Below are 26740 nucleotides of genomic sequence, written 5' to 3'. Positions count from 1 at the left end.
GCGTCCAGCACGGTCGGACGCTTCATTCGCCACTGTAGCATTTTCGTACAGCTATGTAGGAACGCCGGATGGGTTGCTATTGTGGGCTCATGGGTAGCGAGATGGCAGTGCAGCGGCGAGGGCGGGCCGCGCACCTCGGCCCCGAGCGGCGCAGACCGCAGGTGCTCGACGCGGCACTGGCCATCGCCGCCGACGACGGGGTCGCCGCGGTCACGATGGGCGCGGTCGCGGACTACATGAAGGTCACCCGCCCGGTGGTGTACGCCTGCTTCCCGGATCGGGTCGAGTTGATCGACGCGCTGATCCAGCGCGAGGAGAGCTTCCTGATCTCCGGTGTGCTCGACGTGCTGCCGCCGCGTGCGACCAACGCCGACGAGACGGTCTTCGTCGAGGGTTTCCGCACGCTGCTCCATAAGGCAGCCGATCGTCCCGACGCCTGGCGCCTGATCTACGGCAACCCCGACCCGGCGGTCGTCGGCTCCTTCGGTCGTGGTCGGCGCCTTGCCGTCGAGCGCTGCACGGCGTTGCTGCGTCCGACCTTGCAGGCGTGGGGCATCGACGACGCCGAGCGCAAATTGCCCGCACTGGTGGAGTTGTGGGTGTCGGCCGCCGAAAGTGCGGTCCGTACCCTGTTCGCCCACCGGGACCAGTGGAATCCCGATGATCTCGGGGCCTTCGTCGGCTCGGCCGTCTATCGCGCCATGCGCGGCGCGTGATGCCCGCGCTGTAGGCGATGCGTCCCGGTCAGCGGGTGCGCGAGGGTGTTCGGGTCGACAATGCCACGCTGTCGAGGAAGTCCGCGATCGTCGCCCATGTGGTGTCGCGGGCGGCGGGCCCCGCGATGATGCCGAGGTGGCTTCCCGGGACCTCGGCGAAGCGAACCTCCGACGCGCCGGTGAGCACACCGACGCCCGCCGCGACGGACGCCGACGAGGCCAAGGCGTCCTTGGTGCCGCCGATCAGCTGCGTCGGCGCGGTGAGCGCGGTCAGATCGATCGCCCGATTCGGACCCAAATGCACTGTGCCCTTGAACATTTCGTTGCGGATGATCAGTTGCCGGTAGGCCTGGCGATAGAACCGGCCCGGGTAGCCGGGCATGGTGTCCATGAACCGATCCACCGATTGCATGCGAGCCAGTGCTTCGGTGTCGGCGATATTGCGGGCGATGTACCAGGGCTTGGTGAGTTCGCGATCGATCGACTGGATGCGAAAACCGGCCCGCACCCCGTACTTCGGCACGCCACCGGCGATGCGCACCGGCAGGGTGACCTCGCGGCCGCCGGTGAGCTGTCCGAACCTGCGGGCCATCGAGATCTGACCGTTGCGGCGCTGATCGAACGGGGTACCCACCGCGGTGACCGACCCGATCGGTAGATCGGCGTGCCCCGCGGCGGTGAGCACGCTGATGGTGCCACCGAACGACCAGCCGATCAGGTCGACGGTGCGGTGTTCGTTGTCCGCGCTGACCGCGCCGATCGCCGTCGGCACGATGTCGTCGACCCACTCCTCGAAGCCGAGATCGCGGTCCGCGTAAGTGATCTCGCCGTAGTCGAGTACGTAGACCTCGCGCCCCAGGTCGAGCAGGAATCGCACCAGGCTCTGGCTCGGGCGCATGTCGTAGCAGGAAATCGTCACTGCCAGCGGTGGCACGAGCAGTACGGGATCGCCCGTGGCCGGGGTGGCGCGTCGGTAGCGCAGCAGCTTGCGGTGTGGTTCGTCGTAGACGATGTCCGACGGTGTCGGCGCGTACGGCTCGACACCGTCACTGAAGAGTGCGACCGCGTTACGCAGTGCAGCAGCCAGGGGGCCCATGTAATTCTCCGGATACGTCGCGACGGCAGGAGAAAACTATCTGTAACTCCCCGTATCACCTTATCTGGTCTCGCGGAGTCGTCCGAATCCGCAGGTAAACCACTGCTCAGGCCGGTGCAACGTCGACGCCCCGTTCGAGCACATATCGAACGGGGCGTATCGGTCATGTCGACGGCAGCGGCGACCGCTACCGCGTGGGTCAAGGTTTGCGGGCGACCGCGCCATAGGCCGAGATCGGGCGGACCTCGCCGACCTGGGTGGCTTCGGGGCGCCACTGGGTAATCGAGACGACACCCGGCTCGACGAGCTCCAGACCGTCGAAGACGCCGCGGATCTGGGCCTGCGGACGCGGGACGTACGGTGTACCGCCCGTGCCGGTGTAGTTCTCGCACAGGGTGACGTAGGCCTGGCTGTCGTCGGTGCCGTCCCACATGATCAGGTGGCTGCCCGATGGCACCTCGCCGACGACGGTGCGCACAATGCGCAGCAGGTCGTCGTAGGTCTTGGCATGTCCGAGAACGCCCATGAACATCACGGCGATCGGCTCGTTGAAGTTCAGCACGTTGCGTGCGTCGGCCACGATCTGTTCGGGGTTGTGGAAGTCGGCGTCGATATAGGTGGTGACGCCTTCGTCGGTGGTGCTGGTCAGCAGTGCGCGCGCGTGGGTGAGGACCAGCGGGTCGTTGTCCACGTACACCACGCGGGCGTCCGGGGTGACACCCTGGGCGACCTCGTGGGTGTTCTGCATCGTCGGCAGCCCGGTGCCGATGTCGAGGAACTGGCGGATGCCGCGTTCCTTCGCCAGGAAGCGCACGGCCCTGATCAGGAACTGCCGCGACTGCACGGCCATGGTGGAGATGTCGGGGTCGACCGCCAGCCCGGCGTCGCCCGCGATTTTGTCGATCTCGTAGTGGTCCTTACCGCCCATCCAGTAGTTCCAGATCCGTGCCGAATGGGGGATATCGGTCCTGATCATCGGGGTCTGCACGTCGGCCATCAGCCTTGCTCCTCTGTAACTTGACAGTGGTGCGCCCGCGCAGGGAGAACCACCAGCGACATAGCATCTGATCTGTTTGCGACAGTACAAGATTCCCGCCGCGGCGACAGCTGGACGCGATGGATATCCCGGCTGACAGCGGTGGAAAAGCGGACTTCGCGGTGCTGTCGACATTCCAAGTGTTCACTGCGACGAACACGTTCGGCCGGTAGCATCGCTAACGGACCGTAAGGTCTAGTCCAGCAAGATGTTTCGTTGCGATCGCGGAGAACCGGGGTCCACGGGGCACCGGGTGATCGAGAGGTTTCACAGTGGAGACGGTGACGAATCGGGTCGTAATGGACCCGACTGGGCAAGACATTCAGGGTGAGATCGTCGAGATCAGGGCGCACGGTCCCGCCACCAGGGTCGAGTTGCCGGGCGGGGTGGCCGCATGGTCGATCACCGATGCCGCGCTGCTGGAGAAACTGCTCGTCGATCCCCGGGTCTCCAAGGATGCCGGCCAGCACTGGCCCGCGTTCGTCGCCGGTGAGATTCCCGCGGATTGGCCTCTGTACCTGTGGGTCGCGGCGCCGAATATGTTCACCGCCTACGGCCCCGATCACCGCAGGCTGCGCAAGCTGGTGGCGCCCGCCTTCACCGCGCGGCGCACCGAGGCCATGCGCGAACGGGTCGAGCGCATCACCACCGAACTGCTCGACGCACTGGCGCAGACCCCGGCAGGCCAGGTGGTCGACCTGCGTGAGCAGTTCGCGTATCCGTTGCCGATCCAGGTGATCTCGGAGCTGATGGGGGTACCGGAATCGCTGAACCCCGGCCTGCGCACGTGCGTCGACGGCATCTTCGACACCACGCTCACCCCGGAGCAGTCGCAGGCAAACTACATGGAGATGTACCGGATCCTCGGTGAACTGGTGGCCCTGCGGCGCGAACAGCCCGGCGACGACATCACGAGCCTGCTGATCGTCCAGCGCGATGAGGACGAGGGCCAGCTCACCGAGGAAGAGCTCGTCGGCACGCTGCTTCTGGTGATCTCGGCAGGTCACGAGACCACCGTGAATCTGCTCGACCAGGCCATCACCGCGCTGCTCACCCGGCCCGATGTGCTCGCGGGCGTGCGCGCGGGCACGATCACCTGGCCCGATCTGATCGAGGAGACGCTGCGATTCGAATCGCCGGTCGCGCACCTGCCGTTGCGTTTCGCGGTGGACGACATCGACATCGACGGCGTGCAGATTGCCAAGGGCGAGCCGATTCTGGCGAGCTACGCCGGTGCCGGTCGTGACCCGAAGCTGCACGGCGAGACCGCCGATGAGTTCGATCCCACGCGGGAGAAGCAGTCGCACATGGCTTTCGGCTACGGGGCACACCATTGCCTCGGTGCGCCGCTGGCCCGCCTCGAGGCGCTGGTGTCGCTGCCTGCGCTGTTCGAACGGTTCGCCGACCTGAGGCTGGCCGCTCCCGTGACCGAACTCGGCACGGTGCCCAGCTTCATCTCCAACGGTCACCGCCACCTGCCGGCTTACGTACACGGCGCATAGCACCGAACTTGCTCGGCCGACCGAGTCGGGCGGCCGAGCAAGGACTCAGATACCGGGCACCACCAGCGGAGCCATACTGGGGAACACCACCGGCAGCCCGGCCAGCGCCCGGTGGAAAGGCCCTGGCCGCCAGACCAATTCGTCCGCGGGGACCGCCAGCTCCAGTTCCGGCAACGCGTCGAGGAGCTGGTCGATGGCCTCCTGAGCGATCAGGTAGGCCGGGGACTTCGCCGGGCAGCCGTGCGGGCCGGTGCTCCACGCCAGGTGCGCGCGGTTGTCGAGGAAATCGCCGGTCCCGATCGCGGGATCGTTGTTGCACGCGGCCATGCTGATGACGACCGGCTGATGCGCGGGCAGCCAGACGTCGTCGACCAGGATCGGCTGACGAGGATAGGTGGTGCAGAAGTTGGCCATCGGTGGGTCGGTGTAGAGCACCTCGTCGAGGGCGTCGCGCGTGGACAGGCTGCCGCCGAGCAGGCTGCCCGCGAAACGCTGATCGGTGAGCATCAGCCGCACCGTATTGAGAATCAGGTTGAGCATCGGCTCGATCCCCGCGCCGTACATCGTGAGCACCTGGTTCATCAGCTCTTCGTCGGTGAGCCGCTGCGGATGCTGCACCAACCGGGTCGTCACATCGTCGCCGGGTTCGCTCTGCTTGAGCCGCACCAGGTCGTAGAGCGCGTCCTCCATCATCTGCGTGCCACTGGCCGCGGTGTCGCCGCCCTCGAACATCTGCCCCATGCCGGTCGCGATGTGCCCGCCGATATCGGCGGGCACCCCGAGCATCGCGTTGATGGTGGCGAAGATGACGGGAAAGGCGTACTGGCTCAACAGATCCGCGCTGCCGTCGGCGCAGAAGGAGTTGATCACCGGCATCGCGATCTGCTCGACGGTGCGGTGCAGCTGGTACAGGTCGACACCCGCCAGGCCAGCGACGGTGACCTGCCGGTGGCGCGTATGCTCCGCGCCTGCGGTGCGAATCGCGTTGGGGCGGTAGCGCATCATCGGCAGCACCGGGCAGTCGGCGGGGATGTCGCGCTGCCACATCTTCGGGTCGGCGGGGAAATGATCGGGATCGTTGAGAATCTGTACCGCGGTGCGATAGCCGATCACGAGGGTGGCCGGAACCCCGGGCACCAGGTCGACCGGCACCAGCGAACCGAAGCGGTGCCGCATGGCGCGGTAAGTGCTCTGCGGGTCGGCGGCGAATTCCGGCGAGTACAGCGGTACCCGGTCCTGGCCGCTACGCGAGTCCGGCGAAACATCCAGTGTCACAGCGTGTACTCCTGAGTCGACGATCGGTGCCTCGGCGACGCGCCGAGTTCGTGGCCGACCCTGGCGGCCAGCTCGTTCATGCGATGGGCGATGAGCGCGAGGTCCACATCGCCGGTCGTGGCGACGCCGAGCAGGGTGCCCGCGCCCGCGGCCGTGATCAGGACCATGCCCTCGTCGTATTCGGTCATGTTCTGGCGCACTGTGTTCGAGAGTCCACCGCAGAATTCGCCGAGTACCTTACCCAGCGAGCGCAGCCCGCACGCGGCGGCCGCGAAACGCTCCGCGTCATCGGTGGCGATGTCGCCGGAGTGCGCCACGCGTAGGCCGTCCTCGGATAACAACACCGCGAAGCGGACGCCGTCGAGAGCCAGGTCGTCCAGCAGCCACGCGAGGCGGTTGGTGCTGTTGGCGATCGGAGTACTCATCAGCTGTCGTGCCCTTTCGTCGAACGCGCGGCCGCGGCGCGACCGTGTCTGGATCCGCTGTGCCAGGCCGCGGCGAGCTCGGGGCGGGCGAGCGTCTCCGCGGTGCCGACGCGCTCGTCGGCCGGGGCGACGGCGCGGCGTGTGCGCTTGGGGAGCCCGCCGGTGGTCCGGTCGTGCTCGACCGGGTCCGGCTCGGGCGCAGGCCTGGTGATCTCGGAAACGGGTTGTGGTGCTGCCGGTTCCGGTGCCTCGGCGTGCTTGGGTCGGTGCACTTCGGCGGCGGTCACGAGCAGGGCAGCGGGAACGAACACCATCGCCCTGGTGCCGCCGTAGATATTGGGTCCGTCGACATAGGCGGCGAAGCCGTAGCGGCGCGCGAGCGCGGCGACACCGGGGAACCCGACCCGCGGTGACGGGCCGAGCGCGTTGATGTCGACGACACGCTCGCCCGAGAGCACCTGGCGCGCCTCCTCCATCTGCTCCCGGCTCATCCGCACGCCCGCGTCGTCGATGATCACGGTGACGCCGTGGTGGCCCTGCTGGTAGGAGATGTCGACGAACGACGACGGCGGCGAGTAGCGCAGCGCGTTGTCGAGCAGGGTCGCGACCGTGTGCACGAGCGGTTCGACCGCCCGGCTCATCACCACCAGTTCGCAGTTGCCCGTGCGTACGCGCAGATAATCACGCACGCGGCCGGTGGCGCCGCCCACCACGTCGCCGACGGTCTGCTGCGGCCAGCGCCTGCCGGGCAGCCCGCCCGAGACGATGACGTAAGCCTGCGCCTGACGGATCATCTGCTGGACCGTGTGGTCGATCCGGGTGAGCGTCGCGTAGACCTCGTCGTTGCGGTTCTCCCGCAGCGCGTTGCTCACGACCTGGCCGACGTCGGCACCGAGGCTCACCACGGTGGTGCCGAACGCGCGCACCGCGTTGCTGGTGGCGGACCGGGCGTCGGCGGAGACCTGGGCGCGGGTGGCCTCCTGCGCTGCCTCGACAAGCGCGGTGGTGTGGTCTCCGGCGGCCCGGTCGGCCTGTGCTGCCTCGTGTTCTCGCGCACGCAGCTCGTCGGCGTGGGCGAGAGACATCTGCTCCATCGCCGCGTCTTTGGCATGGAGGTCCCGCTCGGCCGCCGCCAGCCGGCCGCGGATCTGACGTTCGTTGCGCAGGGCCTGCAGCGCGACAGCGACCGCGCCGAGCAGGACCAGTGTCGCGATGGAGAACAAGAAGACCGCGAGCGTCGGAGTCATCGGTTCCTTTGTCGTTTGTACCGACCGAAGAGCCGTGGTGGCCGGGTCCTCGCCGGTCTCTCCGACGAGACTTCACGCCGACGCCCGCCCTCACAACATCCGCGCCGCACCATAATTCGGCACCGCGCGCGTGAGTTCGGTTCGAGTCCGGGCTCGCTGCCCGGCGTTTCGGCGATGCGGACACGTTAGCAGTGCAAATCGACGAGTGCACGAAACGGGTTGCTGCAGAACGTGACTCGCATTGTGGTGTAGGGCGGTGAATTGATACCGACGGTTTACCCCCGCCGTGTACGGTTGGACAGATACAGGTCAGCCGTGACCAGCGGTGACCAACGCGTCGTCGCCGCACTCGGCCTCGAGTTACCGGCTCTCGTTCCTTCTCTCGTCTCACCGCTGCGGCGCCGTCGATCGATCCGAGGAAGAACCTGCATGACCAGCGATCTCGACGACGACCCGCCCGACATGACACCCGCCGATCCCGAGGAAGAAGACCCGACCGTCCACTGGCCCGAACCGAGCCCGCTGCAGTCGTGGTGGACCGACATCATGGGCGCGAAGAAGCCCCGCCGGTTCGGCCAACAGAGCTGACCTGGATAACACGACCCACAAGGGCCGCACCGTGGTGCGGCCCTTGTCGTGTTCGAGCTGTATTCCCCGGGGTATTGACCTGGACGCCGTGTCCAACATAAGTTACATGGACACCGTGTCTCAGGTATCCGGGACACACGGCACACGGGAGTGCGTTCATGACACAGAAGGTGTTCGTCGTCGGCGTCGGCATGACGAAGTTCGAGAAGCCGGGTTCGCTGGAGTGGGACTATCCGGACATGGCCCGCGAGGCGGGGACCAAGGCGCTCGCCGATGCCGGAATCGACTACGACCAGGTCGAGCAGGCCTACGTCGGCTATGTGTACGGCGAGTCCACCTCGGGCCAGCGCGCGGTCTACGAGCTGGGGCTCACCGGTATTCCGGTGGTCAACGTCAACAACAACTGTTCCACCGGATCGACCGCCCTCTACCTCGCGGCACAGGCGATTCGCGGTGGGCTCGCCGAGTGCACGCTCGCATTGGGCTTCGAGAAGATGCAGAAGGGCTCGCTCGGTTCGACCTACGACGACCGCGAGCAGCCGATGATGAAGCACCTGCTGGCGCTGGCCGAACTGCAGGAGTTCGCCATGCCGCCCGCGCCGTACATGTTCGGCGCCGCGGGCAAGGAGCACATGGAGCTCTACGGCACCACCGCCGAGCAGTTCGCCAAGATCGGCGTGAAGAACCACAAGCACTCGGTGAACAACCCGTACGCGCAGTTCCAGAAGGAATACAGCCTCGAAGAAGTCCTCGAGGCCAAGCAGATCTACGGCCCGCTCACCAAGCTGCAGTGCTCGCCGACCTCGGACGGTTCGGGCGCGGTGATCCTCGCGAGTGAGGACTTCGTCGACCGGCACAACCTGGCCGATCGGGCCGTGGAGATCGTCGGGCAGTCGATGGTCACCGACCTGCAGTCCACCTTCACCGATCCGACCGCGATCAACCTGGTCGGCTCCTCCATGTCGCGCGCCGCCGCGCTGAAGGTCTACGAGCAGGCCGGGATCGGCCCCGACGACATCGACGTCATCGAACTGCACGACTGCTTCTCCACCAACGAACTGCTGACCTATGAGGCGCTTGGCCTGTGCGCGCCGGGCGAGGGCGGTCGACTCGTCGACGACAACGCCACCACCTTCGGCGGCCAGTGGGTCGTCAACCCGTCGGGCGGCCTGATCTCCAAGGGACACCCCCTCGGGGCCACCGGTCTGGCCCAGTGCAGCGAACTCACCTGGCAGCTGCGCGGCGACGCCGACGCTCGCCAGGTCACTGACGCGCGAATCGCCCTGCAACACAACATCGGTCTCGGCGGCGCGGTCGTCGTGACCGCCTACCGCCCCGCCAACCGCTGACCTTCCCCTACCGAATCACACCAGGAGTAACCCCATGGCATCTGTCTCCGTTTCCACCGCCCTGCCCGTCGCCCCCGAGCTGGCCTGGGCCCGCCTGAGCGATCTCGCCAACTGGGAGGAATGGCTGACCATCCACCAGGGCTGGCGCGGCGATCTGCCCGCCGAGCTCACCGCGGGCTCGCGTTTCACCGAGGTCGTGTCGGTGATGAACATGGCCAACAAGATCGAGTGGACCGTCGCCGAGGTCGTCCCGAACTCGTTCCTGCGCATCACCGGTGCCGGAATGGCCGGTGTCACCATCGAATTCGCGCTGAAGGTGGAGGCCACCGAGACCGGCTCCTCGGCCGCGTTCGACGCGAGCTTCAAGGGTGCGATGATCGTCGGCCCGATCGGCAAGGCCGTGGCCAAGCACGCCGAAGCCGATCTGAAGGAGTCGATGGACAAGTTCACCGAGCTGGTCGGTTCGGCCGCATGACCACCTCGGAATCGGCCGGGGTCGTCTTCGACGGCTCCGCCCTGGGGGAGTGGACCGACGAAGAGCGGTTCTCGGTCACGGCGGAGCGGATCGCGGAATACGCCGCGGCGACCAATGATCCGATCCCCGCGCACCGGTCGGGCGAGATCGCGCCGCCGGTGTTCGCGGTGGTGCCGGTGTTCACCTCGATGGCGCCCGCCGCGCTGTCGGTCGCCCCGGTGGAGCTGCTGATGAAGCTGGTCCACGGTGAGCAGGACTTCCTGTTCCACCGGCCGATCCGGGCCGGCGACGAACTGGTGGTGCGGGCCAAGCCGATCGGCTATGTGGGCCGCCCGAACGGTTCGACCGTGGTGATCTACGCCGAAACCCGTGATGCGGCAGGCGAACTCGTCAATGAGCAGTGGATGACCGCGTTCTTCCGCAAGGTCGACGCCGGCCCCGGTGCAGGGGAGCTCGCGCCCACGCACCGGATCACCGACGAGGACCGCGCCGGCGACCCGGTCGCGAAGGTCACCGCCCACATCGACGAGGACCAGACCTTCCGTTACTCACCGGCCTCGGGTGACCCGATGCCGATCCACCTCGACGACGAGATCGCCCGCATGGCCGGGCTTCCCGGCATCATCAACCACGGTCTGTGCACCATGGCGTTCACCTCGTGGGCCGCGCTGACCGAACTCGCCGACGGCGACACCGCGCGCCTGCGCAGGCTCGCCGTGCGTTTCGCCAAGCCGGTGCTGCCCGGCCAGGACATCACCACCACCTTCTGGCCCACCGAATCCGATGATCCCGCCGTGCGGGCCTACGCCTTCGAGACCGAAGCCGCGGGCCAGATCGCGATCACCGACGGCCGCGTCGAAATCAACTAGGAGACAAGACTCATGGGAAAACTTGACGGTCGCGTCGCGGTCATCACCGGTGCCGGTCGCGGCATCGGCCGCGAACACGCGCTGCTGTTCGCCCGCGAAGGCGCCAAGGTCGTGGTCAATGATCTCGGCGGCGCCAACGACGGCACCGGCACCGACGCGGGCCCGGCCCAGCAGGTGGTCGACGAGATCGTCGCCGCAGGCGGTACCGCGGTTGCCAACACCGACAACATCGCCACCTGGGACGGCGCGAAAGCGCTGGTCGATCAGGCGATCGGCGAGTACGGCACCCTCGACATCGTGGTGAACAACGCGGGCATCCTGCGCGACGCGTTCATCGCGGGCATGGACGAGTCGCAGTGGGATTCGGTCATCGCGGTGCACCTCAAGGGTCACGCCGCCACCCTGCATCACGCCGCGGCGTACTGGAAGGCGCAGTCCAAGGCCGGTACCCCGGTGTCGGCCTCGGTGATCAACACCGCCTCGGCCTCCGGCACGTTCATGCCCAATGCCGGGCAGGGCAACTACGGTGCGGCCAAGGCGGGCATCGCCGCGCTGACGCTGGTCGCCGCCGACGAGCTCGAACGGTACGGCGTGCGCGTCAACGCGATCGCCCCGATCGCGCGCACCCGCCTGACCCTGGCCACCCCCGGCATGGGCGCGCTGTTCGCGGCCGAGGTGCCCGAGGGTGAGTTCGACGCGTTCGCCCCGGCCAATATCTCCCCGCTGGTCGCCCACCTCGCCGCGGCCGATTGCGCGCTCACCGGCAAGGTGTTCGCCGTCCAGGGCGGTGCGATCGTCGAACTGGCCGGTTGGCACGACGTGCGCACTGTCGAGACCGACGGCCCGTGGACCATCGACGAGGTGGCCGCCCAGCTGAAAGAGACCAACTAGTCATGGCGCGCAACAGTTATGAGCTCGGGGTCGGCGTCAGCGAGGACCACCTGGCCCTCGCCGACTCGGTCGCCGGTTTCGTCGAACGGACCATCACGGCAGAGGTCGTCCGGTCCGCGGTCGAGTCCACCGATGCGGGCAAACTGCTGCCGTATTGGGACGCGCTCGTCGCCCAGGATCTGCTGAGTCTGCACATCGCCGAGGATCTCGGTGGTCAGGGCGCGGGTCTGCTGACCCTTGCCGTCGCACTCGAACCGCTCGGGCGAGGTGTGCATACCGGCCCCTTCGTGTCGACCGTTCTCGCCAGTGCGGTGCTCGCTCAGGCGACGAATAGCGCTGGTTCCCAAGACAAGTCGAAGGCGCTGCTGGCCGGTTTGGCGGACGGGTCGCGCACCGGTGCGGTGGCGTTGGCCTCGAACCTGACCGGCGCGCTGTCAGGCGGGGTGCTGACCGTCAGCGGCACCGCCGACGGGGTAGTGGGCGCCCTCACCGCCGATGTCGTCATCGCGCCGGTCGCGGTGGCCGGCGAACAGCGGTGGGTGGCCTTCGAGAACATCGATCTGACGATCAGCGCGCAGGACAGCATCGACGTGCTGCGCGGTTCGGCTCGGCTGCAGGCGGATTCGGTCGAGGTCTCGATCGATCGGCTGCTCGACGTGAATTCGGCCCGCGTGCGTTCGGTGGCCGCGGTGGTGCTCGGCGCCGAGGCGGTCGGCGTGATGTCGTGGTGTGTGTCCACCGCGTCGGAATATGCCAAGACCCGGGTGCAATTCGGTCGGCCGATCGGCCAGTTCCAGGGCGTCAAACACAAGTGTGCCCAGATGGGCATCGCCCTGGAGAAGGCGCGGGCCGTGCTGTGGGACGCCGCGTTCGCGCTCGATCGCGACGACGACACCGCCGATTACGCGGCCGCTGTCGCCGCGCTGATCATCCCGGACGCCGCGGTGCAGGTCGCCCAGGAGTGCATCCAGGTGCACGGCGGCATCGGATTCACCTGGGAGCACGACGCGCACCTGTACTACCGTCGGGCCCTCGCGCTGCGTGGGCAGCTCGGCGCGCGCGACGAACGTGCCGAAGCGGTGGCCGGCTACGCGCTGTCGGGACTGACCCTGTCCAGTGAACTGCAACTGCCTGCCGAGGCCGAACAGATCCGCGCCGCGGTCCGGGCCGAACTCGCCGAGATCGCGGCGATCGACGACGAGGACGACCAGCTCGTCGCCCTCGGCGACGGTGGCTGGAACCTCCCGCACCTGCCCCGCCCCTACGGCCGTTCGGCCTCGCCGCTCGAGCAGGTCGTGATCGCGCAGGAGATCAAGGCTTCCGGCATCCAGATGCCGCAGCTGCTGATGGGTACCTGGGCAGTCGGCGCGCTCGTCCCGCACGGCGACGAACGGCAGAAGCAGGAACTGGTCGTGCCGACGCTGCGCGGCGAACTGGTGTGGTGCCAGCTGTTCAGCGAACCGGGCGCGGGCTCGGACCTGGCGAGCCTGACCACCAAGGCCACCAAGGTCGACGGTGGCTGGCGGATCAGTGGACAGAAGATCTGGACCACGGTCGCGCAGTTCTCCGACTGGGCGATGCTGATCGCGCGCACCAGCCCCGACAAGCCCAAACACGAAGGCATCACCTACTTCGTGCTCGACATGTCCTCGCCCGGCATCACGGTGCGCCCGCTGCGGGAGATGACCGGATCGGCGCTGTTCAACGAGGTGTTCCTCGATGACGTGTTCATTCCGGACGAGAATGTGGTCGGCGCGGTCGACGACGGCTGGCACGTGGCCCGCACGACCCTCGCGGGCGAGCGGGTGGCGCTGAGCCAGAAGATGGAGGCCTACGCCACCGACACCGACCTGCTGCGTTTCGCGACCGGCCGTGACCTCTCGCCGGTGGCACGCTACCGGCTCGGCGAACTCATGGCCGAGAGTCGAGCGGTGGATGTCATCGGCTCGCGGGTGGTACTCAAGCAGCTGTCCGGGATCGACGTATCAACCACGTCCAGCGTCGCCAAGCTGCTGGGAATGGGCCTGGGACAGGCGATTTCGGAGTACGTCGTGGCTGAACTCGGCGTCGCCGGTGTGGTGTCGGTGCCCGGCGAGCGCAGCAACCACGCGATGGAACAGCTGATCGCGGGCCGTGCCACCACCATCTACGGTGGCACCACCGAGGTCCAGCTCAATGTCATCGGTGAGCGGATGCTCGGCCTGCCACGGGACGCGGCGGTGAACGGGTGAGCGCTCCCGGCCCTCGGGCAGGCGGGCCACTGGCCGGTCTGCGGGTGATCGAAATCGCCAGTCTCGCACCGGGGCCTTTCGCGTGCATGGTGCTGGCCGATCTCGGCGCCGAGGTGATCCGCGTGGACCGCGTCGGTGACTCGGCGGGGCTGCTCGCCCCGTCGGGGGTGCTCGATCGCGGCCGCAAGTCCATCGCGGTCGACCTGAAATCTCCTGAGGGCCGGGAAGTCGTCCTGCGCCTGGCCGAAACCGCCGACATTCTCGTCGAAGGGTTCCGGCCGGGCGTGGCCGAGCGCATGGGCATCGGTCCCGACGCCTGCGCGCACCGCAATCCCGGACTGATCTACGGCCGGATGACCGGCTGGGGCCAGGACGGCCCGCTGGCGAACGCCGCCGGTCACGACATCAACTACATCGGTGTCGCCGGTGCGCTGGATCTGCTCGGCCGAGCCGGACAGCAGCCGACCCCGCCGGTGAACCTGCTCGGCGACTTCGGCGGCGGCGGAATGCTTCTCGTCGTCGGTGTGCTCGCCGCGCTCGCGGAACGGACGCGATCGGGCCTGGGCCAGGTGGTCGATGCCGCGATGGTCGACGGTGCGGCCCTGCTGACGTCCTTCCTGCACGGCATGCACGCCGCGGGCCTGTGGGAAGGCGAACGGGGCGAGAACCTGCTCGACGGCGGCGGCGCCTATTACGACACCTACCGCTGCGCCGATGGCGGATATGTCGCGGTCGGCGCGGTCGAGCCGCATTTCTATACCGAACTGCTCGACCGGCTCGGCTTGGCATCGGCCGAGTTGCCCGCGCAGTACGACCTCGACAGCGCCGAGGAACTACGCAACGCGCTGGCCGCGGTGTTCGCCACCAAGCCGCGCGACGAGTGGGCGGCGGTGTTCGCGGACTCGGATGCCTGTGTGTCACCGGTGCTTTCGCCATGGCAGGCACACGAGCACCCGCACAACAAGGCCCGCGACGCCTTCGTGGAGGTCGGCGGCATCAGGCAGCCCGCACCCGCCCCGCGATTCGGGCGCACCCCAGCACCGACCCCACGGCCCGGCAGCACAACCGGTGCCGACACCAGCGCGGTGCTGCGCGACCTCGGCTACGGAGACGACGAGACCGACCGTCTCCGCCGAGCCGGGGCGATCGCCTGACCTGCCGATCACCGTGCCCCTGCGGGTCCGGAGCGATGGAATCCCTGGACTACAGTTCGTAGTACACGGATCCACCACTCCGGACGGGTGATCCTGATGTGTCTCTACCCGGAGGGGCCCGCCCCGATCTGGACTGACCGGAGGGTGCGACGAAGGAGTGCCCGGAGGGAGGGAAGATCGGGGGCCCGAAGGGCCCCGACTCGAGCGCGTCAGCGCTCCAACAAACACAGCAAGGTACACCGCCCCAGGGCCCGGTGAAGGGAGAGATTGTGACCGCACAGCACACCGACGGCAGAGCCAGCCGCTGGGACCGCCACCGCGCCGACCGCCGCGAACTCATCCTCGCCGCCGCCCTCGAAGCGGTCCAGTCCCAAGGCGCCTCGGTCGGAGTCCAGGAGATAGCCGACCTGGCCGGCGTCCCACGCTCGGTCCTCTACCGCCTCTTCAAGGACCGCCAAGACCTCGACGAACAGCTGCGCACCCGCATCGTCGACGACCTGATGGCCGTGCTCGCCCCCACCCTGAACCCCGAGGGCACCGTCATGGAGGCGATAGCACGCTCCGTCGACGCCTATGTGGGCTGGATCGCAATCAATCCGCGCCTGCACTACTTCCTCGGCGCCGGATCAGGCGGCAGCAAGGATCACAACTCGCCGATCGTGTCCGGGACCAAGATCGCCATCGCGGGTACCGTCCGCGAGGTGTTCGTGAGCGCCCTGCGGGCACAGTCCGCGCCGGTGACAGTCGCCGAACCGATGGCCTTCGGCTTGGTGAGCTTCGTCGACGGCAGCGTGAACCGATGGCTGAGCCGGTCGATGCAGCCGATGGACGCCGCCGAACTGTCGTCCTACCTGCAAGTTGCCATCTGGGCGATCATCGACGCCAGTCTGCGCGAAGTCGGTGTCACGCTCGATCCGCGGACGTCGATCGCCGAACTGACGGCGGCGGATTAGCTGTAACACGCGGTAGCGTCATCCCTTGTGTGGTACCTCCAGTACCACTAAACTGGAGGTGGAACCGCACCGAGGAGACACCGATGACGCTGTCCAGCTACCACGACGCCCTGCAGAGCCTGTCCGAGGGCTCGGTGACCAAGCACTTCGATCCCTACGTCGATATCGACTGGGACTCGCCCGAGTTCGCCGTGCACTCCGACGACCCGCGCTGGATCCTGCCCGATGTAGACCCGCTCGGCCGTCACCCCTGGTACAAAGCGCAGCCGGTCGAGAAGCGGATCGCGATGGGCTTGTGGCGCCAGGCCGGTATCGCGAAGGTGGGCATCGACTTCGAGCAGCTGCTCATCCGCGGGCTCATGCAGTATCTGCCGTCGGTGCCCAACGGTGACCCGGAATTTCGCTACATCACGCACGAGGCTGCCGAAGAGTGCAACCACACGATGATGTTCCAGGAGATGATCAATCGCATCGGCTATCGCGATGTGATCGGCATGGGCTCGGTCGATCGCAAGCTCACGTTGATCATCTGGCCCGCCGTGAAGTTCTTCCCCGGGTTCTTCTTCGCCCTGGTGCTCGGCGGTGAGGAGCCGATCGATCACCTGCAGAAGGCGTTGCTGCGCAGCGACGCCGACCCGCATCCGATGGTGCACCGGGTGATGGAGATCCATGTGGCCGAGGAGGCCAGGCACATCTCGTTCGCGCACGAATATCTTCGGATCAACGTGCCCTCGATGAACTTCGTGTCGAAAACCGTCCTGTCCGTGGCCTTTCCGATCATCATGCGGGTGATGCTGGCGATGATCGCGACGCCGCCGAAGCAGTTCGCCGAGAAGTTCGGAATTCCGGGCGCGGTGATTCGAGACGCCTACTGGCGCAACCCCTACTCGCGGCACGTCAAGCGCGACGTGTTCACCGATGTCCGCGCGCTCGCGACCGATATCGGCCTGATGAATCCTGTCGCCAAGCGTGTGTGGCGTCTGCTCGGCATCGACGGACCGGTTTCGCGCTACCGCAGCGAGCCCGCGCGCAGGGCCGCATGAGGGCCGAAAGCTGGCCCGCGCCCACGCGGGCCGTGCTCCCGGACAAGGATCCGTTCTTCGCACCGCGACCCGGGTTCGAGAGCCTCGCCGAGGGCACGATCCTGCGCTCGCGACCGGTCGAACTCGCCGCGTTCGGTCTGATCGGGCTGAAGGTGCAGGCCTGGCAGCTGCTGTATCGCACGACCGATCTCAACGGTATGCCCGAGGCATCGGTCACCACGGTGGTGGCGCCGATGGGCGGTGTCGCGCCCGGTGCGCCACTGCTGTCGTTCCAGTGCGCGATCGACGCGATCTCGCCGCGGGCGTTTCCGTCCTACGCGTTGCAACGTGGCTCCCGTGCCATCGGCACCTTCGCGCATGTCGAGCTTCTCTGTTTCGTCGACGCGCTGACCAGGGGTTGGGCGATCTCGATCCCGGATCACGAAGGCATGCTCGGCGCGTGGGGCGCACCGCGTGAACCGGGCTACCGCGCACTCGACGGCATCCGCGCGGCACTGGCCTTCGAACCCGGCGGGCTCGACCCGTCGACGCAGGTCGGCCTGTGGGGATATTCGGGCGGCGGTCTGGCCACGTCATGGGCCGCGGAGATGGCGCCGACCTACGCGCCCGAACTCGACATCGTCGGCGCCGTGCTCGGCTCCCCGGTGGGCGATCTGGTGTCGACCTTCCATCGACTCAACGGCGGCCTGCACGCCGGGCTGCCGACGCTCGTCGTCGCCGCGCTGCGCCGGGTGTATCCGGCGTTCGAAGAGCTCGTCGCCACCCATTTCAGCGACGACGGTCGCGCGGTGCTCGACAAGGCCGCCCAGTCGACGACCGCCGCCGCGGTCCTGCGGCTGGCCCGCTACAACGTCGACCAGCACAGCGGTACCCCGATCGCCGAGCTCCTCGCCATGGAGGCGATGCTGGCCGTCTTCGCCGATCTCACGCTCGGTGACCGGGCGCCCGCCGTGCCGCTGCTGGTCGTGCAGGCCGTGCACGACCAGATCATCGCGGTGGACGATATCGACGCGCTCGTCGAGCGCTATCGCGCGCTCGGCGCGCACGTGACCTACCTGCGTGACCGGGCGAGCGAACACATCACCCTGCTGCCGCTGTCGACACCGCTGAGCCTGAACTGGCTCGCCGACCGATTCGTCGGCGTGCCGGTGACGCCATCGGAAACCCGCACCGTGCGCAGCGTGCTCGCGCTGCCCGCGGGCAGTCGCGGGTCCGGCGCCCTCGTGCGCGCCGCGCTCCGGGTCCTCTTCGGGCGTCCTATCACCGCTTCGGCGACCGGGCGGGGCAGGGATGGTACGGCGAGTAAGACTCGTCACGCAGCCTGAACTGGAACTTACTCACTGGTAAGATACCGATATTGGGTCTGCCGGTCGGCAGTAACTGGTGAGGTAAGGGGTTTACCGATGGGGATCGTTGCCGAGTTGCCGCGCGCGGTGCGCAATGTGTGGTCGGTGTCGTTCGGCGGTGGACTCGAGTCCTACCGCCCCGCGCCGTCGACGACGGTGTACAACGGCGCGCACCGGCACCTGAAGCGTTACGACCGCACCACACCGGCGAAGGGCAATCCGGTGCTGCTCGTGCCGCCGCTCGCGGTGACCACGGCGTGCTTCGACCTGCGTCCAGGGCAGAGCCTGGTGCGCTTCCTGCTCGACCAGGGCAGGCAGCCCTACGTCATCGACTACGGCGAATTCGGTTACGCCGATCGCGATCTCGGCCTCGAGGACTGGACCGACGACATCCTGCCCGAGGCGATCGCACGGGTTTCCGAAGAACACGACGGCCGTGGCGTCGACATCGTCGGCTGGTCGCTGGGCGGTGTGCTCGCTCTGCTGACCGCGGCCTCCCACGCCGACCTGCCGATCGCCTCCATCACCTGCCTGGCCGCACCGATCGATCAGGCCCGCACCGCGTTCCTGATCCCGCTGCGTCTGGTCGCCAAGGTCACCGGTGGCCGGGAGATGGCCTTGGCGACCAAGGTCATGGGCGGTATCCCGCAGGAATTCGTGCGGCTGGGCTTCCGGATCCAGGCCTTCGACCGCGAGCTCGCCAAACCGATGTTCCTGGCCCGCAACGCCTTCGACACCGAGGCACTGGCCAAGATGGAGGCGACCGACCGGTTCATGGCCACCATGCCCGGCTACCCCGGCCGCTCGTACTGGCAGATCTACCGCAGCCTGGTCCTGCGCAACGAACTCGCGAGCGGGTCGATCCGATTGCGGTCGGACCTGGTGATCGAACTGTCGAAGGTCACCTGCCGGGTGTTGCTGGCCGGCAGCCGCAGCGACGTGGTGGTGCCCGCCGACTCGGTGCGCCGCGGCCTCGAAGTGCTGCCGAATGCCGCCGAGGTCGAGTTCGTGGAGGTCAGCGGCGGCCACCTGGGCATGGTGTCCGCCGCCGACACGACCTGGCCCGCGATCGAGGAGTTCCTCAGCCGCTGACCACGGCCGCCGACCCGTGCTGCGCGCGCAACTCGTGCTTGATCACCTTGCCGCCCGCGTTGCGCGGCAGGGCTTCGACGACGACGAGCGCTTTGGGGTGCTTATAGCGGGCGAGGTGCGCGTCCAGGTGCGGTGCCAGCTCGGCCAGGCCGAGCTCGCCGCCGTCCTCGACGGCGACGACCGCGACGGGCACCTCGCCCCACCGGTCGTCGGCCCGGCCGATCACCGCCGCTTCGCGGATCCGGGGATGGGCGAACAGCACATTCTCGACCTCGGCGCAGTAGATGTTCTCGCCGCCGGAGATGATCATGTCCTTCTTGCGGTCCACCACATAGACGAAGCCCTCCTCGTCACGGCGCACCAGATCGCCGGAGTGGAACCAGCCGCCGGCGAACGCGTCGGCGGTCGCGCCCGGGTTGTTCCAGTACTCGCGCATCAGCGTCGGTCCGCGATAGACGATTTCGCCGATCTCGCCCGCGGCGACGTCGTTCATCGCGTCGTCGACGATGCGGGTGGCGATAGTGGGGATCGGTTTGCCGACGGAGCCGAGCTTGCGGATCGCGTCCTCGCCGTCGAGCACGCAGGTGATCGGTGACATCTCCGTCTGCCCGAAGACGGCCACATTGTGGGCGTTCGGGAACGTCTCGGCCATCGCGCGCAGCACCGTGTCCGAGGCCGGCGCGGCACCCCAGCTGATCACCCGCAGTCGCAGATCACGCTGTGCCACGGTGGGATCGGCGCAGACGAGCTGCCACTGGGCGGGAACGAGGAACACCGAGGTGGCGCGTTCGCGTTCCCAGGCATCGAGCACCTCGGTGACGTCGAAAGCCTTGAGCGGGTGGATCACCGTCAGTGCCCCGAGCACGAAACAGGCTGCGACACTACCCAATCCGGCGATATGGAACAGGGGCGACGCGCAGAAGGCGATGTCGTCGGTGCGGTAGTGCATGGCCCGGATACAGGTGAGGGCCTGGGAGTTCATGTTGAGGTGGGTCAGTACCGCGCCCTTGGGGTTTCCGGTGGTGCCGGAGGTGTACATGATCAAGGCGGCACTGTCCTCGGCGATATCGCGAGGCTCGTGCGGCGTGCCTTCCTCGGCGACCAGGTCCTCGTAGCCGAGCAACCCGTCGCCGGTCGGGAGGCCGACCACGATGCGCGTGGCCAGCGCGTCGGTCAGCGACGACACGGCACCGACCAGCGGCGCGAGCACGACATCGGTGATGACCACCGTCGCGCCGCTGTCGCCGACCTGGTAGGCGATCTCGGGTGGGGTCAGCCGGAAGTTGACCGGGACCGCGATCGCGCCGAGGGTGTTGATCGCGAAAACGGACTCGATGTACTCGGTGTTGTTGAGCATCAAGATCATCACGCGGTCGCCCTCGCCGACCCCGCGCCGGGCGAGCGCGTCGGCGAGACGTTCGACTCGCCAGTGCAACTCGCCCCAGCTGGTGGTCTTGCCGAGATAGCGAAGGGCGGGCCCATCGGGGCTGGTGGTGGCGTGGAGCGCGATCTGGTTCATCCAGTGATTGCGTCGCGAGCGCATCGGTTCTGTGGACATCATGTCTCCTGGGCGGGGCTAGGCATACTTCCGCATACGTTCCGGCCATGCGCGGCTGAGGAACGCTGTGCGGCTGCGCTTATTTGGCCGGGTGGGCGATCGGACGGACTGCGCCGTCGAAGTTCGGTGCGCGGCGGGTCAACATCGCGGTCATTCCTTCGAGGAAATCGGCAGCGGTGAGCAGTTCGACCTGGCCGGTCTTCTCCCTGGCCAGCGCGTCATCGAGGTGGGCGAGGGTCGCCGCGTTGATCGCCGCCTTGGTCAGTTGCAGCGCGCGCCGTGGGCCCGCCGCGAGCTGGGCGGCCGCGGCATCGACCTGGGCGCTGAGCTCTTCGGCGGGCAGGCTGCGGGTGATCAGCCCCGCCGCGGCGGCCTCGGCGGCCGGCAACCGCGCACCGAGCAGCGCCAGTTCGGCGGCCCGTACCCGGCCCATCGCGGCGGCGACGACCGCTGTCGCGCCGCCGTCGGGCATCAGACCGATGGAGGTGAACGGCAGCAGCAGATACGCGGTGTCGACGGCATAGATGAGGTCGGCGGCCAGTGCGATCGAGGCGCCGACTCCGGCGGCCGGTCCATTGACCTGTGCGATCACCGGCAGTGGGGAATCGACGATCGCGCGCACCAGGTCATTGGCACGATCCATCACCGTCTCCGGTGCTGCCTCGTTGCCGCCCGCCGCGGCGGCCGCGGCGAGGTCGGCGCCGGTGCAGAACGCCTTGCCCGCGCCGGTCAGCACGATCACCCTGACCTCGGGGCGGGTCTGGGCCGCGGTGATCGTCTCGCCGAGTTCGCTCATCGTGTCGAGGTCGATCGCGTTCATCCGCGCCTGGCGGTCGATCGTGAGTCGCAGGATCCCGTGCTCTTCGTGGATCAGCAGGTTCTCGCTCATCGGGCCACCGCCTCGACGATCGAGCCCGCCAGCCTGCCCGCGATCAATGCCTCGGCTTCGCGCACGATCGTCGTGACCAGCTCGGCGCAGGTGGGGATGTCGTGGATCAAGCCCTGGCACTGACCGACGCTCCAGATGCCCGCATCCAGGTCGCCTTCCTCGTAGACCTTGCGGCCTCTTGCGCCCGCCACCAGCTCGCGCACATCCTCGAAAGTGCCACCGCCGCGCTCGATCTCGACCACTTGGCGACTGACGGCATTGTCGGCGACCCGGGCCGTATTGTTCAGCGTCCGGAAGATCAGCTTGGTGTCGAGCTCGGTATTGGTGACGATCTGCTCCTTCACGGCGTGCGCGATCGGGGATTCGACCGTGCACAGGAACCGAGTGCCCATGTTCACCCCGTCGGCACCCAGTGCCATCGCCGCGACCAGGCCGCGCGCGTCCGCGATGCCACCGGAGGCGAGCATCGGGATCTCGAGCTCGCGCGCCGCGGCGGGGATGAGCACCAGCCCCGGCGTGTCGTTCTCGCCGGGATGACCGGCGCATTCGAAGCCATCGATACTCACCGCGTCGACGCCGACCTGCTGGGCCTTGAGCGCGTGTTTGACGCTGGTGCACTTGTGCAGCACCTTGATCCCCGCGTCCTTGAGATAGGGCAGGTGGGTGGCCGGGTTGCCGCCCGCGATCTCCACGATCGGCACGCCGGCGTCGATGATCGCCTGGCGGTACTCCGCGTACGGCGGCGGCGTGATCGACGGCAGGATCGTCAGGTTCACGCCGAACGGCTTGTCGGTGAGATCCCTGGTACGGGCGATCTCCTCCCGCAAGGCCTGCGGTGTGGGCTGGGTGAGACCGGTGATGATGCCGAGGCCGCCCGCCTCCGAGACCGCGGCCGCGAGTTCGGCCCGGCCTACCCACATCATTCCGCCCTGCACGATCGGGTGCTCGACACCGAAGGCCTCGGTGAATCGGGTGCGCAACATCGCGCCCTCCGTCCGGTTTCGACGTTCTCGTCCGCTGCGACGCAACCACAGTGGCTCTTTGCAACCGACGAGAATCATGATTAACTTAGCGAGAATTGGGATTAACTTAACGGCCGCTGAGGTGGACTGTCAACAGTGTGCGCAAGTCCGCGTCGTGCTACTCGAAGGATGGTCGAAGATGACCGAAACGCCCACTACCACACCCCTTTCTGCGACAATGCTGACGACTGTCGACGCCGTTTCCGGCGAGCCGGTCGGCAGCTGGCAGATCGACGACGCCGCGGCGGTCGCCGCCGCCGTCGAGCGGGCCCGCTCGGCCGCGCAGCCATGGCGTGAACTCGGGTTCGCCGAGCGGAAACGGGCATTACGACGGTGGGCCGCGCAGATCGTCAACAATGTCGACGAGTTCTGCGCCCTGATCAGCGCCGAGAACGGCAAGCCCGCCGAAGACGCCTACCTCGAGGTGATCACCGCCGTCGAACACCTGAACTGGGCAGCCGAGAACGCGCACAAGGTCTTGAAACCCAAGACGGTGTGGCCGGGGCTGATGATGGCCAACGTCGAGGCGGTGATCGAACAGCGTCCGCACGGGGTGGTGGGGGTGATCGGCCCCTGGAACTACCCGGTGTACACGCCCAACGGGTCCATCGCCTACGCACTGGCCGCGGGCAACACCGTGGTGTTCAAGCCCAGCGAGCTCACCACCGGGATCGGGCACTGGTTCGTCGACGCGTTCGCGAAGGCCAACCCCACGCTGCCGCTCGGGATTCTGAGTGTCGTCACCGGTCCCGGCGACACCGGCCGCGCGCTGGTGGAGTCCGGTGTCGACATGATCGCGTTCACCGGGTCGACCGCCACCGGCAAACGGATCATGGCGGCCGCGGCCGAACGGCTCACGCCCGTGGTGCTGGAATGCGGTGGCAAGGACGCGGCGATCGTCGCCGAGGATGCCGATCTCGCGGCCGCCGCCGACGCGATCGTGTGGTCGGCGATGGCGAACTCCGGCCAGACCTGTGTCGGCACGGAACGCTGCTATGTGGTCGACTCCGTGCTCGACACGTTCCTGGCCGAGGTCACCGCGCGGGTTCGCGAACTCACGCCGGGGCGGTCCTACGGCCCGATGACGCTGCCGAGCCAGGTCGACGTGGTCGCCGAACATGTCGACGACGCGCTCGCTCAGGGTGCGACCGCCGTCTTCGGTGGATCCGACTCGATCAAGGCACCGTTCGTGAGCCCGATCGTGCTGCTCGACGTCCCCGAGGATTCGACCGCGGTGCGCGAGGAGACCTTCGGGCCGACGCTGACCGTGCGCGGTGTCCGCGATGTCGAGGAAGCGATCCGGCTCACCAACGCCTCGCGCTACGGACTGGCCTCCTCGGTGTTCTCCCGCAAACGCGGCATGGAGATCGCCCGCGCGCTGCGGGCGGGCGCCACCTCGGTGAACAGCCCCGCCTCCTACGCGGCGATTCCCGCGCTGCCGTTCGGCGGGGTGGGGGAGTCCGGCATCGGCCGCATCCACGGCGCCGCTGGCCTGCTCGGGTTCACCCGCCCGCATTCCATCGCACGCCAGCGCTTCGCGATTCCCGGCATGGCCTTGCAGTCGTTCGCTCGCACCGAATCGACCATGTCGCTGATCCGCAAGCTCACCGCCCGCCGATTCGGGCGCGCCAAGTAACTCCACCCACTGACGACAAGGACGAGGAAACAACAATATGGGCGTCGAATTCAGCTCCGAACACAAGGATTTCGCCGCGGCCGTCGCCGCGTTCGCCAAGCGCGAAGCGGGCACCCGCGAACAGCGCGACGCGCTCACCGCCAACGACACCGAACAGCACAATCCGGATGTCTACGCGAAAATGGCCGAGCTCGGCTGGCTCGGTCTGACGGTGCCGGAGGAATACGGCGGTTCGGCGGCCACGATGGTCGACATGTGCATTCTCCTGGAAGAATCACTGCGCGGCATGCTGCCGATCGGGGCGATCGGGCCGACCCTCATCACCGGCGGCGCCTACGCCAAATTCGGCACCGAAGCGCAGAAGGACAATGTGCTGCGCGGCATCGTTCGCGGTGCGTCCCAGTCGATTTCGATGTCGGAGCCCGAGGCGGGCTCGGATGTGGGCAACCTGTCGACCAAAGCGGTGAAGACCGCCGACGGCTGGCTGATCAACGGCCAGAAGACCTGGTGTTCCAACGCCCATATCTCCGAGAACATCCTGCTCGTTGCCCGCACCTCGAAAGACGGCGGAAAACACGAGGGGCTCACCATGTTCCACGTACCCGCGGGCACCCCCGGTCTGCAGATCACGCCGATCGAGCTGATGGGCAACCAGAAGGAGACCAACGACCTCTACTTCACCGACTGTCTGCTCCCCGAAGACGCGGTGGTGGGCGAGGAAGGAAACGGCTGGCGGCAATTGATGACCGGCCTCAACTTCGAGCGACTCATCCTCGCCGCGATGAGCTTGGGTGCCGCTGAACGCGCTTTCGAGGACACCATTCAATTCGTCACTCAGCGTAAGCAATTCGGTCGCCCGGTCGGCACCTTCCAGTCTCTGCGGCACCGCCTGGCCGACCTCGCCACCGAGATCGAATGCACCAAGCTGCTGATCTACAGCGTGGCGCGCGAGGCCGATGCCAACCCGAACAAGATGCTGGCCAGGGAGGCGTCGATGGCCAAGCTCAAGGCCACCGAAACCAGCAAGCGGGTGGCGCTGGAAGGCATGCAGATGATGGGCGGCTACGGCTACGCCCGCGAATTCGACATGGAAAAGCACGTCCGTGGGGCCCTGGTCTCCACCATCTTCGGTGGCACCAGCGAGATCCAGCGCGACATCATCGGCCGGACCCTCGGACTCTGACAGCGGCTGACCAAACCGCGGGAAGGGGCAGACCGAACCTCTCTTCATGCCTCACGCACGGTCGTGGGGTGATCCGTACTACGAGAGGTTTCCCATAGTGAGAAGAACACGGCGATCGATCCGTACGGCGACAGCGCACAGTGCGCTGGTGGGCGCGTTGGCCTTCGCAGGGCTGGCGCTACCCACCGGTGTCGCTGCCGCCGAGCCCGAGACCGCCCGTGTGGTCTCGGCAGACGACATCGACGGCAGGCGCCAGCTGGTGACCGTCTTCTCCCCGGCGATGAACAAGCCGATCCCGTTGCAGGTCATCCGGGCCGCCGACACCGAGAACCCGCGACCGACGATGTATCTGCTCAATGGTTCCCAAGGCGGCCCGAATGAGAGCGGATGGGACGCGCAGACCGATGCCGTGGAGTTCCTCAGCGGCAAGGACGTCAATGTCGTGTCCCCGGTCGGGGGTGCCAGCTCCTACTACACCGACTGGGTGCGCGACGACGCCGTGCTCGGCCGCAACAAATGGCAGACGTTCCTCAACGAGGAGTTGCCGTCGGTGATCGAGGGATTCCTCCGGGCCGACGGCAACCGCACCATCGTCGGTGTGTCGATGAGTGGCACCTCGGTGCTGAACCTGGCGATCGCCAAGCCGGGCTTCTGGAACAGCGTGGCCTCCTACAGCGGTTGCGCGCAGACTTCGGACCCCATCGGCCAGGAATTCGTTCGGATCACGGTCGAGAACTGGGGTGGCGGGCAGAGCATCGAGAACATGTGGGGGCCGCGTAACGGCCCGCTGTGGCGAGCCAATGATCCGCTCGTCAACGCGGAGAAGCTGCGCGGCACCGAGGTCTACCTGAGCACCGGCACCGGCGTCCCCGGCGCACCCCACGACACGCCCGCCGATAAACGCGTCCAGGAGGGCAGGATCCCCCTCCCGGTCCAGATCGCCCTCGGTGGCCCCATCGAAGCGGCGGTGCACTTCTGCACGATGAACCTCGCCAACCGCCTGCGCGAGCTGAACATTCCGGTCACGCTGGACGAACGACCCGTAGGCACCCACTCGTGGGGTTACTGGGAGGACGACCTGAAAACATCATGGCCGTTCCTGGCGCAGTCGGTCGGCAGCCGGACGAACTGAGTCCATCGCAGGGCAACTGCGACAACGAGTCC

General features: G+C 67.5%; 24 protein-coding genes. 16 read left to right on the top strand and 8 right to left on the bottom strand.

What is annotated here, in order from left to right; genetic code table 11:
• Positions 1-89: 89 nt before the first annotated feature.
• The gene (locus tag ACFWO8_RS15960; protein ID WP_378950577.1) at positions 90-716 is read left to right on the top strand and encodes a TetR/AcrR family transcriptional regulator; all 627 of its coding nucleotides are present in this window, start codon (positions 90-92) and stop codon (positions 714-716) included.
• 28 nt (positions 717-744) lie between these two features.
• Here the strand turns inward: ACFWO8_RS15960 and ACFWO8_RS15955 are convergent, their stop codons facing one another.
• On the bottom strand, positions 745-1812 hold the full coding sequence (locus ACFWO8_RS15955) for an alpha/beta hydrolase (protein ID WP_378950574.1): 1068 nt from the start codon (positions 1810-1812) through the stop codon (positions 745-747).
• A gap of 199 nt (positions 1813-2011) precedes the next feature.
• Positions 2012-2809, bottom strand: a complete 798-nt coding sequence (locus ACFWO8_RS15950) for an SAM-dependent methyltransferase (protein ID WP_378950571.1) — start codon at positions 2807-2809, stop codon at positions 2012-2014.
• A 338-nt stretch (positions 2810-3147) separates the two neighbouring features.
• Here ACFWO8_RS15950 and ACFWO8_RS15945 point away from each other — a divergent pair, with 338 nt between their 5' ends.
• Positions 3148-4350: a cytochrome P450 gene (locus ACFWO8_RS15945; RefSeq protein ID WP_378950947.1), complete on the top strand. Its 1203-nt coding sequence runs from the start codon at positions 3148-3150 to the stop codon at positions 4348-4350.
• Between the two features lie 45 nt (positions 4351-4395).
• On the opposite strand, the gene ACFWO8_RS15940 is transcribed toward ACFWO8_RS15945, so the two are convergent.
• The 3 genes from ACFWO8_RS15940 to ACFWO8_RS15930 are packed head-to-tail and all read right to left on the bottom strand — an operon-like array spanning position 4396 to position 7297.
• Positions 4396-5619: a cytochrome P450 gene (locus ACFWO8_RS15940; RefSeq protein WP_378950944.1), complete on the bottom strand. Its 1224-nt coding sequence runs from the start codon at positions 5617-5619 to the stop codon at positions 4396-4398.
• A 2-nt stretch (positions 5620-5621) separates the two neighbouring features.
• Positions 5622-6050, bottom strand: coding sequence for a roadblock/LC7 domain-containing protein (locus tag ACFWO8_RS15935; protein WP_378950567.1), 429 nt, complete (start codon positions 6048-6050; stop codon positions 5622-5624).
• Entirely contained in the window at positions 6050-7297 is a 1248-nt protein-coding gene (locus ACFWO8_RS15930) for a sensor histidine kinase (RefSeq protein WP_378950564.1), read from the bottom strand. The genes ACFWO8_RS15935 and ACFWO8_RS15930 overlap by 1 nt, the downstream gene beginning before the upstream one ends.
• A 429-nt stretch (positions 7298-7726) precedes the next feature.
• Between ACFWO8_RS15930 and ACFWO8_RS15925 the strand changes: the two genes are divergently transcribed.
• From ACFWO8_RS15925 to ACFWO8_RS15875, 11 genes are all read left to right on the top strand, one after another.
• Positions 7727-7885 carry a hypothetical protein gene (locus ACFWO8_RS15925; protein WP_156677555.1) on the top strand — a complete coding sequence of 53 codons (159 nt, stop codon included), beginning with the start codon at positions 7727-7729 and terminating at the stop codon, positions 7883-7885.
• Between the two features lie 158 nt (positions 7886-8043).
• Positions 8044-9234: a lipid-transfer protein gene (locus ACFWO8_RS15920; protein ID WP_378950560.1), complete on the top strand. Its 1191-nt coding sequence runs from the start codon at positions 8044-8046 to the stop codon at positions 9232-9234.
• Between the two features lie 34 nt (positions 9235-9268).
• Positions 9269-9709, top strand: a complete 441-nt coding sequence (locus ACFWO8_RS15915) for an SRPBCC family protein (protein ID WP_378950557.1) — start codon at positions 9269-9271, stop codon at positions 9707-9709.
• Positions 9706-10578, top strand: a complete 873-nt coding sequence (locus ACFWO8_RS15910) for a MaoC/PaaZ C-terminal domain-containing protein (RefSeq protein ID WP_378950554.1) — start codon at positions 9706-9708, stop codon at positions 10576-10578. The genes ACFWO8_RS15915 and ACFWO8_RS15910 overlap by 4 nt, the downstream gene beginning before the upstream one ends.
• A gap of 12 nt (positions 10579-10590) precedes the next feature.
• Positions 10591-11469 (top strand): SDR family oxidoreductase, encoded by an 879-nt coding sequence (locus ACFWO8_RS15905; protein WP_378950551.1) that lies wholly within the window; start codon positions 10591-10593, stop codon positions 11467-11469.
• A 2-nt stretch (positions 11470-11471) separates the two neighbouring features.
• Entirely contained in the window at positions 11472-13700 is a 2229-nt protein-coding gene (locus ACFWO8_RS15900) for an acyl-CoA dehydrogenase (protein ID WP_378950548.1), read from the top strand.
• Positions 13697-14854 carry a CaiB/BaiF CoA transferase family protein gene (locus tag ACFWO8_RS15895; RefSeq protein WP_378950545.1) on the top strand — a complete coding sequence of 386 codons (1158 nt, stop codon included), beginning with the start codon at positions 13697-13699 and terminating at the stop codon, positions 14852-14854. The genes ACFWO8_RS15900 and ACFWO8_RS15895 overlap by 4 nt, the downstream gene beginning before the upstream one ends.
• A 269-nt stretch (positions 14855-15123) precedes the next feature.
• Positions 15124-15807 carry a TetR/AcrR family transcriptional regulator gene (locus tag ACFWO8_RS15890; protein WP_378950542.1) on the top strand — a complete coding sequence of 228 codons (684 nt, stop codon included), beginning with the start codon at positions 15124-15126 and terminating at the stop codon, positions 15805-15807.
• Between the two features lie 29 nt (positions 15808-15836).
• The gene (locus tag ACFWO8_RS15885) at positions 15837-16850 is read left to right on the top strand and encodes a diiron oxygenase (protein ID WP_378950539.1); all 1014 of its coding nucleotides are present in this window, start codon (positions 15837-15839) and stop codon (positions 16848-16850) included.
• Positions 16847-18175 carry a lipase family protein gene (locus ACFWO8_RS15880; RefSeq protein WP_378950536.1) on the top strand — a complete coding sequence of 443 codons (1329 nt, stop codon included), beginning with the start codon at positions 16847-16849 and terminating at the stop codon, positions 18173-18175. The genes ACFWO8_RS15885 and ACFWO8_RS15880 overlap by 4 nt, the downstream gene beginning before the upstream one ends.
• Positions 18176-18253: 78 nt before the next feature.
• Positions 18254-19288 (top strand): alpha/beta fold hydrolase, encoded by a 1035-nt coding sequence (locus ACFWO8_RS15875; RefSeq protein WP_378950533.1) that lies wholly within the window; start codon positions 18254-18256, stop codon positions 19286-19288.
• Here the strand turns inward: ACFWO8_RS15875 and fadD5 are convergent.
• From fadD5 to ACFWO8_RS15860, 3 genes are all read right to left on the bottom strand, one after another.
• Positions 19278-20846, bottom strand: coding sequence for a fatty-acid--CoA ligase FadD5 (gene fadD5 / locus ACFWO8_RS15870; protein WP_378950529.1), 1569 nt, complete (start codon positions 20844-20846; stop codon positions 19278-19280). The two genes, ACFWO8_RS15875 and fadD5, sit on opposite strands and share 11 nt — an antisense overlap.
• Before the next feature lie 79 nt (positions 20847-20925).
• Entirely contained in the window at positions 20926-21735 is an 810-nt protein-coding gene (locus tag ACFWO8_RS15865; RefSeq protein WP_378950526.1) for an enoyl-CoA hydratase-related protein, read from the bottom strand.
• Positions 21732-22718, bottom strand: a complete 987-nt coding sequence (locus ACFWO8_RS15860; protein WP_378950523.1) for an NAD(P)H-dependent flavin oxidoreductase — start codon at positions 22716-22718, stop codon at positions 21732-21734. Before ACFWO8_RS15860 ends, ACFWO8_RS15865 begins: the two co-directional genes overlap by 4 nt.
• Before the next feature lie 178 nt (positions 22719-22896).
• Here ACFWO8_RS15860 and ACFWO8_RS15855 point away from each other — a divergent pair, with 178 nt between their 5' ends.
• The 3 genes from ACFWO8_RS15855 to ACFWO8_RS15845 all read left to right on the top strand — a co-directional run bounded on the left by ACFWO8_RS15855 (position 22897) and on the right by ACFWO8_RS15845 (position 26708).
• Positions 22897-24393, top strand: a complete 1497-nt coding sequence (locus tag ACFWO8_RS15855) for an aldehyde dehydrogenase family protein (RefSeq protein WP_378950520.1) — start codon at positions 22897-22899, stop codon at positions 24391-24393.
• 37 nt (positions 24394-24430) lie between these two features.
• Positions 24431-25576 (top strand): acyl-CoA dehydrogenase family protein, encoded by a 1146-nt coding sequence (locus ACFWO8_RS15850; RefSeq protein ID WP_378950517.1) that lies wholly within the window; start codon positions 24431-24433, stop codon positions 25574-25576.
• Between the two features lie 157 nt (positions 25577-25733).
• Positions 25734-26708 carry an alpha/beta hydrolase gene (locus tag ACFWO8_RS15845; protein ID WP_378950940.1) on the top strand — a complete coding sequence of 325 codons (975 nt, stop codon included), beginning with the start codon at positions 25734-25736 and terminating at the stop codon, positions 26706-26708.
• Positions 26709-26740 lie beyond the last annotated feature (32 nt).

The sequence above is a fragment of the Nocardia sp. NPDC058480 genome (assembly GCF_042720495.1).
Taxonomy (GTDB): Bacteria; Actinomycetota; Actinomycetes; order Mycobacteriales; family Mycobacteriaceae; genus Nocardia.
The sequence above is the reverse complement of the archived record's forward strand: the minus strand, read 5'-3'. Positions and strand labels throughout refer to the sequence as shown.